11 protein-coding genes and 1 pseudogene are annotated in these 13353 nt (G+C 64.7%); 1 reads left to right on the top strand and 11 read right to left on the bottom strand.

From position 1 onward, the window contains the following. Positions 1–13: 13 nt before the first annotated feature. The 11 genes and pseudogenes from GKC70_RS09210 to GKC70_RS09160 form a co-directional block, all read right to left on the bottom strand. On the bottom strand, positions 14–217 hold the full coding sequence (locus GKC70_RS09210) for a formate dehydrogenase subunit delta (protein ID WP_029612051.1): 204 nt from the start codon (positions 215–217) through the stop codon (positions 14–16). Continuing rightward, on the bottom strand, positions 214–3102 hold the full coding sequence (gene fdhF / locus GKC70_RS09205; RefSeq protein ID WP_342651139.1) for a formate dehydrogenase subunit alpha: 2889 nt from the start codon (positions 3100–3102) through the stop codon (positions 214–216). The genes GKC70_RS09210 and fdhF overlap by 4 nt, the downstream gene beginning before the upstream one ends. Beyond that, positions 3099–4648 (bottom strand): annotated as a pseudogene (locus GKC70_RS09200) (NADH-ubiquinone oxidoreductase-F iron-sulfur binding region domain-containing protein). Before GKC70_RS09200 ends, fdhF begins: the two are co-directional and overlap by 4 nt. After that, positions 4645–5127: a formate dehydrogenase subunit gamma gene (locus tag GKC70_RS09195; protein WP_342651138.1), complete on the bottom strand. Its 483-nt coding sequence runs from the start codon at positions 5125–5127 to the stop codon at positions 4645–4647. Before GKC70_RS09195 ends, GKC70_RS09200 begins: the two are co-directional and overlap by 4 nt. A 273-nt stretch (positions 5128–5400) precedes the next feature. Further along, positions 5401–6558, bottom strand: coding sequence for a glutathionylspermidine synthase family protein (locus GKC70_RS09190; protein ID WP_116888559.1), 1158 nt, complete (start codon positions 6556–6558; stop codon positions 5401–5403). A gap of 2 nt (positions 6559–6560) precedes the next feature. Then, the gene (locus tag GKC70_RS09185; protein ID WP_342651137.1) at positions 6561–7295 is read right to left on the bottom strand and encodes a DUF1190 domain-containing protein; all 735 of its coding nucleotides are present in this window, start codon (positions 7293–7295) and stop codon (positions 6561–6563) included. A gap of 17 nt (positions 7296–7312) precedes the next feature. After that, the gene (locus tag GKC70_RS09180; protein ID WP_029612047.1) at positions 7313–7738 is read right to left on the bottom strand and encodes a DUF350 domain-containing protein; all 426 of its coding nucleotides are present in this window, start codon (positions 7736–7738) and stop codon (positions 7313–7315) included. Between the two features lie 12 nt (positions 7739–7750). Beyond that, entirely contained in the window at positions 7751–8410 is a 660-nt protein-coding gene (locus GKC70_RS09175; RefSeq protein WP_342651136.1) for a DUF2491 family protein, read from the bottom strand. A gap of 118 nt (positions 8411–8528) precedes the next feature. Further along, entirely contained in the window at positions 8529–10649 is a 2121-nt protein-coding gene (locus tag GKC70_RS09170) for a TonB-dependent siderophore receptor (protein WP_342651135.1), read from the bottom strand. Positions 10650–10789: 140 nt separating this feature from the next. After that, positions 10790–12067, bottom strand: a complete 1278-nt coding sequence (locus GKC70_RS09165) for a Y-family DNA polymerase (protein ID WP_342651134.1) — start codon at positions 12065–12067, stop codon at positions 10790–10792. After that, positions 12057–12485, bottom strand: a complete 429-nt coding sequence (locus tag GKC70_RS09160; RefSeq protein ID WP_342651133.1) for a S24 family peptidase — start codon at positions 12483–12485, stop codon at positions 12057–12059. Before GKC70_RS09160 ends, GKC70_RS09165 begins: the two co-directional genes overlap by 11 nt. A 92-nt stretch (positions 12486–12577) precedes the next feature. Here GKC70_RS09160 and GKC70_RS09155 point away from each other — a divergent pair, with 92 nt between their 5' ends. Continuing rightward, positions 12578–13288 (top strand): SOS response-associated peptidase family protein, encoded by a 711-nt coding sequence (locus tag GKC70_RS09155; RefSeq protein ID WP_342651132.1) that lies wholly within the window; start codon positions 12578–12580, stop codon positions 13286–13288. Positions 13289–13353: the final 65 nt, after the last annotated feature.

Here is a 13353-nt window from a genome sequence, read left to right as displayed (position 1 = left end):
GGCTCTGTACCGACTAGCTCAACGCTTCGCGTACCTTCGAATCAAGCCCCTCCCCCGCATGGGCCTCGATCCACTCACTCAACTGGCGACGCATCGCCGGGGTCCAGAAGCTCTGCAGGTGCTGCCTCACCCCCTGCACAGCCAAGGTGCGATCCGGCTCACTGTCGAAGTAGTGGGCGATCTGGTTGGCCATCTTGACCAGGCTGTCATTGCTCATCGACGCACCTCGGCTTTCTCCTGCCCCTCGGCCTGACGCCGCTCCTTGAGCAGGCGCTGTTGTTCGTCACTGAAATGCTGGTAGCGCTTCTGCCACTCCGACGGCTGGAACACGCGCACCACCTCGACCGCAGTGACCTTGTACTCCGGACAGTTGGTCGCCCAGTCGGAGTTGTCGGTGGTGATCACGTTGGCGCCGGACTCGGGGAAGTGGAAGGTGGTGTAGACCACCCCCGGTGCGACCCGCGCACTCACCCGAGCGCGCAGGACACTCTGGCCGGCACGGCTGCCCACGCCCACCCAGTCGCCGTCACTGATACCACGGCTTTCCGCATCGCTGGCGTGGATTTCCAGGCGGTCCTCGTCATGCCAGGCGACGTTGTGGGTACGCCGAGTCTGCGCCCCGACGTTGTACTGGCTGAGAATACGGCCGGTGGTCAGCAACAGCGGATAGCGCGCGTTGACCTTTTCGTCGGTCGGTACGTAGCCGGTGAGCATGAAGCGGCCCTTGCCACGCACGAACTGATCGATGTGCATGGTCGCCGTGCCCTCGGGCGCCGCGTCGTTGCAGGGCCACTGCAGGCTGCCGCGGCGCTCGATCTCGGCGTAGCTGACGCCATGGAAGCTGGGCGTCAGACGGGCGATCTCATCCATGATCTCGGAAGGATGACGGTAGTCCATGCGATAACCCAAGGCGTTGGCCAGGGCCACGGTGGCTTCCCAGTCGGCCTTGCCGGCCATCGGCTCCATCACTTTGCGCACCCGTGAGATGCGGCGCTCGGCGTTGGTGAAGGTGCCATCCTTTTCCAGGAACGAACTGCCCGGCAGGAATACGTGGGCGAACTTGGCGGTTTCGTTGAGGAAGATGTCCTGCACCACCACGCACTCCATGGCCATCAATGCGGCAGTGACGTGCTGGGTGTTCGGGTCGCTCTGGGCGATGTCCTCGCCCTGGCAGTACAGTGCCTTGAAGCTGCCATCGAGCGCGGCTTCGAACATGTTGGGGATGCGCAGGCCCGGATCGGGCTGCAGGGTCACGCCCCAGGCCTGCTCGAACTCGGCGCGCACAGTCTCGTTGGAGATGTGCCGATAGCCCGGCAACTCGTGGGGGAACGAGCCCATGTCGCAGGAGCCTTGCACGTTGTTCTGGCCGCGCAGCGGGTTGACCCCGACGCCTTCGCGGCCGATGTTGCCGGTGGCCATCGCCAGGTTGGCGATACCCATCACGGCGGTGCTGCCCTGGCTGTGCTCGGTGACCCCAAGGCCGTAGTAGATCGCCGCGTTACCGGCTTCGGCGTACAACCGGGCCGCGGCACGGATCTGCTCGGCGGGCACACCGCAGACCGGGCCCAGCACTTCGGGCGCGTTCTCCGGCAAGCCGACGAATTCGCGCCAGCGAGCGAAGTCCGCGCCTTCGCAGCGCGCCTCGATGAACGCCTCATCGAGCAGGCCTTCGCTGACCAGGGTGTGGGCCAGGGCGTTGAGCATGGCCACGTTGGTGCCTGGACGCAGTTGCAGGTGCAACTCGGCGCGGGCATGGGGCGAATCGACCAGGTCGATGCGACGTGGATCGATGACGATCAACTTGGCGCCCTGGCGCAGCCGACGCTTGAGCTGGGAGCCGAACACCGGGTGGGCATCGGTAGGGTTGGCACCGATCACCAGGATCACGTCCGCTTGCATCACTGAATCGAAGCTTTGGGTACCGGCCGACTCGCCCAGGGTCTGCTTCAGGCCATAGCCGGTCGGCGAATGGCAGACCCGAGCGCAGGTGTCGACGTTGTTGTTGCCGAAGGCAGCACGCACCAGTTTCTGCACCAGGTACGCTTCCTCGTTGGTGCAACGGCTGGAGGTGATGCCGCCAATCGAATCGCGCCCATACTTGAGCTGGATGCGCCGGAACTCGCTGGCCGCGTAGCTCAGCGCTTCCTCCCAGCTGACTTCCTGCCAGGGATCTTCCAGGCGCTTGCGAATCATTGGCTGGGTGATACGGTCCGGATGGGTGGCGTAGCCCCAGGCGAAACGACCCTTGACGCAGGCGTGGCCGTGGTTGGCGCCGCCATTCTTGTCCGGCACCATGCGCACCAACTGATCGCCCTTCATTTCCGCCCGGAATGAGCAGCCGACGCCGCAATACGCGCAGGTGGTGATCACCGCGCGCTCCGGCTGACCGATCTGCACCAGGCTCTTTTCGGTCAGCGTCGCGGTCGGGCAGGCCTGGACGCAGGCACCGCACGACACGCACTCCGAAGACAGGAAGTTGTCGCCACCGGCCGCCGCCACCCGCGATTCGAAGCCACGGCCGCTGATGGTCAGCGCGAAGGTGCCTTGAATGTCTTCACAGGCGCGCACGCAGCGGCTGCAGACGATGCACTTGCTCGGCTCGTAGTCGAAGTAAGGGTTGGAAACGTCCTTCGCCTCGGTCAGGTGATTGGCGCCCTCATAGCCATAACGCACCTCGCGCAGGCCTACCTGGCCGGCGACGGTCTGCAGCTCGCAGTTGCCGTTGGCCGAACAGGTCAGGCAGTCCAGCGGGTGATCGGAGATGTACAGCTCCATGACATTGCGCCGCAGGTCGGCCAGGCGCGGGGTCTGGGTGCGCACCACCATGCCGTCGCTGACCGGCGTGGTGCACGAAGCCGGATAGCCGCGCATGCCGTCGATCTCGACCATGCACATGCGACACGACCCGAAGGCTTCCAGGGTATCGGTGGCGCACAGTTTGGGAATGCTGGTGCCCAACAGCGCCGCCGCGCGCATCACCGACGTACCGGCCGGCACGCTGATGGCACGGCCGTCGATGTTCAGGCTGACCTGCACCTGGCTGTCACGGGCGGGCGTGCCCAAGTCCATGTCGCTGTTGGCGGGGTCGAAGTAGTTGATCATTGCGCGGCCTCCGGGCTGGCCAGACCGAAATCGGCAGGAAAGTGCTTGAGGGCGCTGGCGACGGGATAGGCGGTCATGCCGCCCATGGCGCACAGCGAGCCGTATTGCAGGGTGTCGCACAGGTCACGCAGCAGGTGCGCCTGGTCTTCACGGGCCGCCGAATCGCTGCTGGCGATCAACCGGTCGACCACTTCCATGCCGCGGGTCGAACCAATCCGGCACGGGGTGCACTTGCCGCAGGACTCCTCGGCGCAGAACTGCAGGGCGAAGCGCGCCATGCTGGCCATGTTCAGGGTGTCGTCGGCTACCACCACGCCGCCGTGGCCGATCATCGCCCCCATGGCAGCAAAGGCCTCGTAGTCCAGCGGCGTATCGAACTGCGACGGCGGCACCCAGGCGCCCAGCGGCCCACCGATCTGCGCGGCTTTCAACGGTCGGCCGCTGGCGGTGCCGCCGCCGTAGCCCTCGACCAGCTCGCGCAGGGTCAGGCCGAAGGCGCGCTCCACCAAACCGCCATGACGGACGTTGCCCGCCAGTTGGAAGGGCAAGGTACCCAGCGAACGGCCCATGCCAAAGTCGCGGTAGAACGCCGCGCCCTTGGCCAGGATGATCGGCACCGAAGCCAGGGTGAGCACGTTGTGCACCAACGTTGGCTGGCCGAACAAGCCCTCCAGTGCCGGCAACGGCGGCTTGGCGCGAACGATGCCACGCTTGCCCTCGATCGACTCCAGCAGTGCGGTCTCTTCGCCGCAGATATAGGCACCGGCACCGACCCGTACCTCTAGCTCGAAGGCCACGCCGCTGCCGTTGACGTCTAGGTACCCGCCTCGCGGGCCAGGATCACGGCCTCGTTGAGCGCAGCGATGGCATCCGGGTACTCCGAGCGCACGTAGATATAGCCCTTGCTGGCACCGACGGCCAGGCCCGCGATGATCATGCCTTCGATCAGCAGGAAGGGGTCGCCCTCCATCAGCATGCGGTCGGCGAAGGTGCCCGAGTCGCCCTCGTCGGCGTTGCAGACGATGTATTTCTGCGCCGCCGGCGCCTGGCGCACGGTGCGCCACTTGATGCCGGCCGGAAACGCCGCCCCGCCCCGCCCCCGCAGCCCCGAGTCGAGCACGGCGGCGACCACCGCGTCACCGTCCAGCAACGCCGCTTGGCGCAGGCCCTCGAAACCGCCGTGGGCCGTGTAGTCGTCCAGCGACAACGGTCGGGTGATGCCGGCGCGGGCGAACAGCAGGCGTTGCTGGGTCTTCAGGTAAGGGATCTGCTCGACCGGGCCGAGCGCCAGCGCATGGGTGGCGTCGCCGGTCAACGCGTCCAGCAGGCCTGGCACGTCCTCGGCACCTATCGGTCCGAAGCCCAGGCGGCCTTGCGGGCTGTCCACCTCCAGCAGCGGCTCCAGCCAGTACAAGCCACGCGAACTGGTGCGGCGGATCTGCAGCGGCAGTTGCCGGCGTGCCGCTTCGCTCTCCAGGGCCTCGGCCACCTGGTCGGCGCCCACGGCGCGGGCCAGCGAATCACAGGGAAGGTGCAAGGTGATCATGCGCCTGCCTCCGTCATGCAGCCCTGGACCAGCGCGCGCAGGCGCTCAGGGGTGAGTCGGGCGTGCACCTGACCGTCCAGCTCCAGCGCCGGTGAACAGGCGCAAGCACCCAGGCAGTACACCGAGCGCAGGCTAAGCGCGCCATCGGCGCTGGTGCCGTGATCGTCCAGACCGAGCTGCTCGCGCAACTGTGCGGCCAGGGCCTCGGCACCCCGGCTCTGGCACGACTCGGCGCGGCACAGGCGCAAGGTATGGCGCGCCGGCGGCGAGGTGCGGAAATCGTGGTAGAAGCTGATCACCCCGCGCACCTCGGCCAGACTGAGGTTCAAGGCGTGGGCGATCTCGGGAACGGCGGCGTCGGGCACGTAGCCCAAACCGTGCTGGATGGCATGGAGGATCGGCAGCAACGCGCCCGGCACCTCCTTGTGGCTGTCCAGTACGCGGTGAATCCAGGGCAGGTCAAGCGTCTCATCAGGCATACAGCGGACCTCGGCAACCCGGCGTCGTCGCTCCATGCAGACGGACGTCCGGCGGTGTTCTGCTGTGGCGTGCCGGGCCTGTCACGGTCACAGGATCACGGCCGCCCTCCTCGTCCGTGCCGGTGCGTCTGTGCACACCTGGTCTGCGGACATCCTGATAAGCATGGCACCGATAAGGCGAACAGGTTGCGCGCAAACGACGGAGCACGTCTTGAAAGCGACATGCGGGTTCCGAAGTGCGTGTAGCAAATAGTCAAGTTGTCGAGGTAGCGCTCAGTCCAGCACCACGTGGGGCACGAAACGCGAACTGTCCTTGGTGATCAAGGTATCGTCCTCGCGGATGCCGATGCCGGACGCCCGGTCACCGATGACCCATGAGCCGATCAGCGTGTAGCTGTCGCCGAACCTGGGCAGCGGCGCAAAGCGCTGGAGAATGTAGGGCGCATCATCGTAAGGACCGTCCTCGAACACCCGCTGATCGTCATCGGTGCGGATATCGACGTTCGCCCCTTCGCGGGAGAAGTATGGCTTGCGCACCCAGCCCTTGGGTACTGGCTGCAGAGGGTCTGGGTCTAGATAGGCTGGCAGCAGGTTCGGGTGCCCCGGATGCCACTCCCACAACAGCGGCAGCAGGCCCTTGTTGGACAGCAGCGACTTCCACGCCGGCTCCACGAACTGCGTGCCACTGGCCTGGATCGCCGGACCGAACGGCTCATGGAAGATGTGCTCCCAGGCATGCAGCTTGAACAGGCGCGCGATCGGCTCGCCACGCAGATCGACGAAACGCCCACGCGCGTCCAGCCCGATGTCCTGCAGATCGATGTGCCGCGTGGCGATGCCCGCATGTTCGGCCATGCGCCGCAGAAAATCAGTGGTACCGCGGTCTTCCACGGACCCGGCGATGGTCGAGAAATGGAAGATGCCCTGGCGGTCGAAGGTCGAGAACGCCTGCACCAAGTCTTCGGCGATGCGGTTGAACTGAGTGGCGTGCGGCGCCAGCACCCCGCGCTGGATTTGCTCTTCCAGCCAGATCAACTGAAACGCGGCCGCCTCGTACAGCGAGGTGGGCGTGTCGTAGTTGGCTTCGATCAACTTGGCCGGCGCACGGCCGTCGTAACTGAAATCGAAGCGGCCGTACAGGTGCGGATCACGCGAACGCCATGACTGGCGCACCAGATCGAAGTACGCCGGCGGGATCGCCAGGCGCGTCAGCAGCGCTTCGCTGTCGACGATCCGCGCCACGGCGTCCAGGCACAACGCGTGCAATGCTTGAGTAGGCGCCTGCAGGTCGCGCACAACCTGCGCTTCGCTGAACTGATAGTAGGCGCGCTCGTCCCAGTAGCGCTCACCGTCGAAGGTATGAAAGGCGAACCCCTCGCGCTCGGCGGTGGCGCGCCAGTCTGGACGTTCGGCCAGGGCGATGCGGCGCATGCTCAGCCGCCGAAAAAGCTGAACGACTTGCCGCCCCAACCACCGCGGGCCAGCGCCGCGCTGCCGAAGCCGCTGCGGGTGATCACCGAAGACGCCACCTGGCGACGGCTGGAGGACGTGTAGTAATCGTTTCTGACGGTAGAGCCAGCGCCACCGCTGTAGCCACCGCCGCCCGAGTATCCGCTGCTGGCTGCCTGCGCCTCGTCCTTGCGTTGCCGCACCACGTCGCGACGAAAATCGTCAGGCCCGGTGCCATAGCGATACAGGGGCTGTGCGCTGTAACGGCGGCTGTCCGGCGCGACGACCTTGCTCAGCAGCATGCCGGCGATCACCCCCGTGGCCGCAGGACCCAGGCCGCTGGTCTGGGCGTGCAAGCTCGGGTCGTTGTTGGCGGCATCGAGCTGCGCCTGGCTGACTTCGCCGGTGGTCTGCAAGGCGAAGCCGTCCAACTGCGGCTGGTAATGGGTCAGGTCGTATGTTTCGCAGCCGCCGGGGCTGTACACGGCCTCGCACTCGGCTTTGCTGGCATACCTCGGGCCATTTTTCTGCTGTTCGAGCCGAGCCTGTTGAGAGGCCTGTTCGCAGTCGCGACGCGGTACGTTGTCGGCGACGCACGCCTCGACGTCCGCGTAGTCGACACGCTGACTGACCTCGTAGGTGTCCTCGCCCCATCCGCAGGCGGTCAGGGTCAGCGGCAACGAGCTGGCCAGCACCAGCTTGAGAGAACTGCGTTTCATGTCCGGTTCCTCCTGGCTCAGACCGACGGGGTCATGCACGCCGAGTTGAGCAGGCCGACGCTGATGGCCACGGCGGCGGCGTAGATCGCGGCAGCCATTTCGCCTTTGGCGATGCGCGCGGCCAGGCCCTTGAGCACCCAACTGGCGATGGAGAAGGCCAGCAGTTGCACCACGGCGCCGATCACCACCCAGATCACCACATCGAGCAGGCCGATGCTGTAGGTGATGATGTTGCTGGCCGGTAGCGAAAAGCCGATCAGCGCGCCGCCCAGGGCGACGGCAGCGGCGCTGTTGTTGTCGCGGATCAGGGCGAACTCGCGGTGAGGGGTCAGGCGCGTGTAGATGAACTGGAACAGCCAGAACAGCACCAGGGCCAAGCCGATGTACAGGGTGAAGGCAATGAACGCCTGGGCGTTGATCGAGTGGCGCAGGGCTTCAAGCATGCGAGTTCCTTGTCAGGTGACGTGAAAGTCCATGGGGTACAGGGTAATGCCCAGTGAAGTGCTGAGGCAGACGCTGCCCGCCGCATCCTCCTCCACTGAAAACAGCAGAAATTCCCGGCGCTCGGGCAGGCCCGTATCGCGCGCGTAGAGCATCGACAGGTGACGCACCAGGTAGCGGGTCTCCGGGTTGCTGACCCGTTCGGTCAAGGGCACCAGTCGGGCCTGGCCGGGATCGGTGCCCCATTGGCGAGCGAAGATCTCGCCGTCATGCACCACGTGTGCAAGGCCGACGGTCGATGAGGCACCCGCCAGGCGCTTGAACGCCTCATCGTCGGCGATCGGCTGCACGCGGTGGTAACCGAACAGCACGATGTCGCCGGCCTGCGACGCACGCGGGCCGTTCATCACCACTTGCAGCCAGTAGTCCTCGTCGTCCAGGTAGAAGCGCGCCAGACGCATCGACGCGTCGAGCGGCACTTCGCCCACCGCCCACACCGGCTGTGGCCCTTGGGGTAGCAACAGATGGGCGTGACCGGACAGCCGTGGGCCCAGGGCAGGATCGAGGGTCAGCGTGGCGCCGCTGGCCAGGCCGAACGGCAGCTGCGCGAGCGCAACGTTCCCGGTCTCCCGGCGTGGCGCCTGGAAACCGAGCAGACGTTTCAGCCAACCCATGGCAGGGTTCGGCGAACAGTGGAGGGACAAAGCAGCATCGAGACTCCCTGGCGCTGCGGTGATCTCTGGGGCGCGCCACGATACTGCTTTTCCCTCGACACGCCAATGCCACAACGCCTCAGAAGGTGTAGGCGACGCCCGCCTGCACCGTACGCGGTGCACCAGGATAGACGTAGTTGTTCCACGCGGCTTCGTCATAGCCTTTGTTGAACAGGTTCTTCACGTCCAGGTTCAGGCGCACGTGCTCGTTGACCTTGTAGTAGCTGAGCAGGTCGACCACGCTGTAGCGGTCCATGGTGTACGTGACGTTCTCGGTCTGGCCCTTGCGATCGTCCACGTATTTCACCCCGAAGCCCAACCCCAGCCCCTTGGCGAAGCCGTCCTGGAACTCATAGGTGTTGATCAGGCTGAAGCTGTTGCGCGGAATGTTGGCCAGACGCGTGCCGGTGGCCAGGCGGTTGTCCTTGGTGACCTCGGCATCGACATAGGCGTAGCCACCGATGACTTTCCATGCCGGGGTGATGTTGCCGGTCACGTTCAGGTCCAGGCCACGGCTGCGGACTTCGCCGGCGGCCAGGTTGTTGGCGGGGTTGGCCGGGTCCAGGGTCAGCACGTTCTCCTTGACGATGTGATACAGCGCCGCGTCCACGCTCAGTTGGCGCTCCAGGGCCTCCCATTTGACGCCCACTTCATAGGACTTGCCCTTCTCTGGATCGAAGCCACCGCCACCGGCCGGTGTGCCGGTGTTGGGCTTGAACGAGCGCGCAGTGTTGGCGTACACGGCTACGGTATCGGTCAGGTCGTACATCAGGCCGAAGCGTGGGGTGACGCTGTTTTCGGCTTTGCTGAAGTCACGTGCATTGTCACGCTTATCGTCGTAGTCGTGCTCGAAGCGCTCGAAACGCACAGCGGCCAGGGCCTTGAGGCGTTCGGTCAGGGTCACTTGATCCTGGATGAAGGCGGCCCAGGTCTGCAGGTTCTCTTTATCCCAGGTGGTGACGCGAGTCAGCGCGGGACGCGGCTGGCCGAGAACAGGGTTGTAGATATCGACCGGATAAGCCGCCGACGAGCGCTGAATGATCGAGTTGTAGTCGTAGTTCTCGTACTCGATGCCAGTCAGCAAGGTGTGACTGAAGCTACCCGTGTCGAAGTGACCGGTGAGGTTGAGCTGCCAGTCGCGATCGGTCCACTCCAGCTTGCGGTAGTTGAAGTTGCGCTGCAGCGTGCGGCCGTCGGCTGGGGCGCCGTTGGCCTCCACGGCGTTGCCCTCGAGCGAGCCGTCGAGGAACTGGAAACCGCCGCCCAGGGTCCAGCTGTCGTTGAGCTGATGCTCGAAGCGCACCTGGGCCATGTTGTTGTCGTTGTGCAGCAGGTTGTCGCTGCCCTTCTCCCACAGGTAGGTGTCGCGCGACAGGCTGCCGGTCTGGGTCGGGTAGCGCGGCAGGCCACGGTCCAGCGGACGATTGTTGCGCATGAAATCACCTTCGAAGGTGATCTTGGTGCTGTCGTTGACCTGCCAACTAAGCACCGGCGCCACGTCGTAGCGTTCGCCACGCACATCGTCGCGGAAACTGTCGCCGCCCTCGCCCAGCAGGTTCAGGCGGTAGGCCAGCGCCCCGTCCTGGTTCAGCGGGCCGCTGGCATCCAGCGTGGCACGGTGCATGCCCTGGTCATCGAACTGGCTGCCGAGGGTGATCTTGCGCTCGGCCAGCGGCTGCTTGCTGACCACGTTGAAGGTGCCGCCTGGGTCACCGCGGCCGTACAGCGCGGTGTTCGGCCCGCGAATCACCTCCAGGCGCTCGATGGTGTTGGCGTCGGGGGCGTTGGGGTAGCCGCGATTGATCGGGAAGCCGTTGCGATAGAACTCGCCGGTGGTGAAGCCGCGCACGGTGAACGTCGTCAGGCCCTGGCCACCGAAGTTGTTGGCCCGGCCTACGCCGCCCGCGTAGTCCAGCGCATCCTGCAGGCGCGTGGCGCCAATATCGTCCAGCACATCCTTGGGCACCACGCTGATCGACTGCGGCGTTTCGTGCAGCGAGGTGTCGGTCCGCGTGGCCGAGGCCGAGCGGCTGGCCCGATAGCCCTGCACCGGACCGTCGGCGCGCTCGTAGTCGCCAGCGTCGGCGTTGATGTTGACGGCGTCGAGTTCGACGTTACCGGTGGCAGCCGGGAGTTCGGCAGCCAGCGCCAGGGGCGCAGCGGCGTTGAGCAGGCACAGCGAGACGATCATGCGACGCATCGATGGGGGTTCCAGACGAGACGATAAATGACAGGTGAGTGCAAAAGCGGCGAGATGCTATATGTAAATACTTCTTAGTTGCAAATATTTACGTACACGCTTCGCCATAATCGTTTCTCAAGCCTCCTTCGGTGCTCGCCTCAGCGCGCATAGACCTTCCACAGCTGATCCAGACGTGTCGTATACGACGGGCTCATCAAGTCTCTGCGCATCGCCCATTCGGGCGCCAGGGGCACGCTGGCCGTCCTCAGGGTGCCTCGGCCGAATCGTCCATTGATCGCATCCACCACGCCCATCAGACGGCCATCTGCCTCAGACTGCGCCAGCGTGAACAGATCGTCGGTGACCTCACCCGGCCGACACAAGTCCAGCAGCAGGACTTCGGCCTTGCTGTAGCGGTAGCCCTCGCGGTAGATCCGTTGCAACGCCTCGGTCGCCGAGCGAGTGAGCAGCAAGGTGTCGTTAGTGGCATAGGGCAACTGCACCAGTGCCCCTTGAGCATGGTGCCGTTCGCCTGTATTGAACATGCCGGTACGAATGCTGACCCGCAGTTGCCGGCACAACGATCCCTGGCGTCGCAGCTTTTCCGCGGCCCGTCCGGTGTAGGTGGCCACCGCCTGACGAATGGGTTCGAGTTCGGTCTGGCGGGTACCGAACATACGACTGCAGCAGATTTCCTGCTTGGGCGATTCGGCGTCCTCCAGCGCCAGGCACGAAATACCGCGCAACTCCCGAGCGGTCTTCTCGATCATCACGCTGAACGTGTCGCGCAGGGTCGGCGCGTCGGCCCGGGCCAGGTCCATCGCGGTGTGGATGCCCATGCCTTGCAGGTGCAAGGCCATGCGTTTGCCAATACCCCAGACCTCTCTGACATCGGTGTTGCGCAGCACCCAGTCGCGCTTGAAGTCCTCGGTGATGTCGACCACCCCGCCCGTCTGCCCCAGCAGACGCTTGGCCGTATGATTGGCCAGCTTGGCCAGGGTCTTGGTGCGGGCGATACCGACGCCCACCGGGATCGCCGTACCCTTCATCACCTTCGAACGCACGGCCCGGCCGAAGGTGGTCAGATCACCCGGGACACCGCTCAGGTCGGCAAAGCATTCGTCGATCGAGTAGACCTCCACCGCCGGCACCTGTGACTCGATCAACGACATGACCCGCTCACTCATGTCGCCATACAGCGCGTAGTTCGAGGAAAACGCCACGACCCCGTGGCGGCGCAGCTTTTCCCGTGCCTGGAAATACGGCTCGCCCATCCTCACGAAGGGCTTGGCATCGTAAGACCGGGCGATCACGCAACCGTCGTTGTTGCTCAGCACCACGATCGGCACCCGCGCAAGGTCAGGCCGGAACACACGTTCGCAACTGGCATAGAAGCAGTTGCAGTCGATCAACGCGAACACCTGATCACTGCGCATGATCACGTACGCTGTAACGCACCACACCCCAGACCACCAACTCGTCGCTTTCCAGCACGTGCCGAGGCGGGTAAGCCGGATTTTCCGATTGTAGTATCACCACGCCTTCACGACGGAACAGGCGCTTGCACACCGGCTCGGTATTGAACGCGGCAATGACGATGTCGCCATGCTCGGCCTCTCGGCCACGGTCAACGATGACGATATCGCCGGAAAAAATCCCCGCGCCGCGCATGCTGTCGCCCTCCACTTGCACCAGATAGACATGCGGTGCGCGCAGGTCGAACAACTGATCCAGCGAGATGTGCCGCTCCAAGTGGTCGTCTGCCGGCGATGGGAAACCAGCGGGCACCCGAAAGGCGTAGCGTGGATGCAGGTCGAGTCCGCCGGTCGGGGTACCCAGGAAGGTGATGGTCATGGTGTCGAACTCAAGGCAGACTGTATGCATATACAGTTAACTAGCCAGCAGCCTGTCGGTCAATCGCAGGCCGACAAACGTAGAGGTCACCCATGTGCGGACGTTATTCGATCTATGAATCCATGGATCACTACCTCAAGCAGTTGTCATTGGACCTGGTGGTGATCAATGGCTACGACGACGCGCGAATCAATCGCTACAACGTCGCCCCGCGCAGCCGTGCGCCGGTCATCCGTCCGGTGGCCGACGGCGTGCAGGTGGACGACCTGCCCTGGGGATGGGTGCCACGTTGGGCTCGCGACAGAGGCCCCGTGCCGATCAACGCCCGCGCCGAAACCCTCGGCAATGGCCGATTTTTCAGCAGGCTGTGGCCAGGCGGACGGGCCTTGGCGCCGGCCAGCGGCTGGTATGAATGGTCGGTGGCCGTACACGATGCCCGGAGCAAGCAGCCCTGGTACGTAAAGGCCGCCGAGGGTGAGCCGCTGTTCTTCGCCGCACTGGCCGAAGCCCCAGGCCATGACCTGGCCGAGGTGCGTGAAGGCTTCGTCATTGTCACTGCGCCGGCCGATGGGCGGCTTGCGGATATTCATGGGCGTAAACCTGTGGTGCTGACGGCAGCGCTGGCACGTGAATGGATCGATCCAGCCACGTCGCTGCAACGGGCGCTGGAGATCGTGCATAGCGGCGGCAAGCCCGATACCGCGTTTCGCTGGCATGCCGTCGGTCATGCAGTAGGCAACGTACGCAATGAAGGGGCTCACCTCATCGAACCTCTCCAAACGCGTGGCAAAATGCATCAATGATGAATATTTACTTGTACAGCGAACTTTCCTTGTACAAGTCTCGTCGGAGCACTGATGCCGTTTGA

Origin of the sequence: Pseudomonas sp. REB1044 (genome assembly GCF_038813925.1) — a bacterium.
In the GTDB taxonomy this organism is placed as follows: Bacteria; Pseudomonadota; Gammaproteobacteria; order Pseudomonadales; family Pseudomonadaceae; genus Aquipseudomonas; species Aquipseudomonas boreofloridensis.
Note: the sequence above shows the minus strand (reverse complement) of the source record. Positions and strands in the feature narration are given on the sequence as shown.

What these genes read in the sequence shown, in the direction of transcription:
- GKC70_RS09210 (WP_029612051.1), bottom strand. Translation starts at nt 217, where the DNA reads ATGAGCAATGACAGCCTGGTCAAGATGGCCAACCAGATCGCCCACTAC.
- fdhF (WP_342651139.1), bottom strand. Translation starts at nt 3,102, where the DNA reads ATGATCAACTACTTCGACCCCGCCAACAGCGACATGGACTTGGGCACG.
- GKC70_RS09195 (WP_342651138.1), bottom strand. Translation starts at nt 5,127, where the DNA reads ATGCCTGATGAGACGCTTGACCTGCCCTGGATTCACCGCGTACTGGAC.
- GKC70_RS09190 (WP_116888559.1), bottom strand. Translation starts at nt 6,558, where the DNA reads ATGCGCCGCATCGCCCTGGCCGAACGTCCAGACTGGCGCGCCACCGCC.
- GKC70_RS09185 (WP_342651137.1), bottom strand. Translation starts at nt 7,295, where the DNA reads ATGAAACGCAGTTCTCTCAAGCTGGTGCTGGCCAGCTCGTTGCCGCTG.
- GKC70_RS09180 (WP_029612047.1), bottom strand. Translation starts at nt 7,738, where the DNA reads ATGCTTGAAGCCCTGCGCCACTCGATCAACGCCCAGGCGTTCATTGCC.
- GKC70_RS09175 (WP_342651136.1), bottom strand. Translation starts at nt 8,410, where the DNA reads ATGGGTTGGCTGAAACGTCTGCTCGGTTTCCAGGCGCCACGCCGGGAG.
- GKC70_RS09170 (WP_342651135.1), bottom strand. Translation starts at nt 10,649, where the DNA reads ATGCGTCGCATGATCGTCTCGCTGTGCCTGCTCAACGCCGCTGCGCCC.
- GKC70_RS09165 (WP_342651134.1), bottom strand. Translation starts at nt 12,067, where the DNA reads ATGCGCAGTGATCAGGTGTTCGCGTTGATCGACTGCAACTGCTTCTAT.
- GKC70_RS09160 (WP_342651133.1), bottom strand. Translation starts at nt 12,485, where the DNA reads ATGACCATCACCTTCCTGGGTACCCCGACCGGCGGACTCGACCTGCAT.
- GKC70_RS09155 (WP_342651132.1), top strand. Translation starts at nt 12,578, where the DNA reads ATGTGCGGACGTTATTCGATCTATGAATCCATGGATCACTACCTCAAG.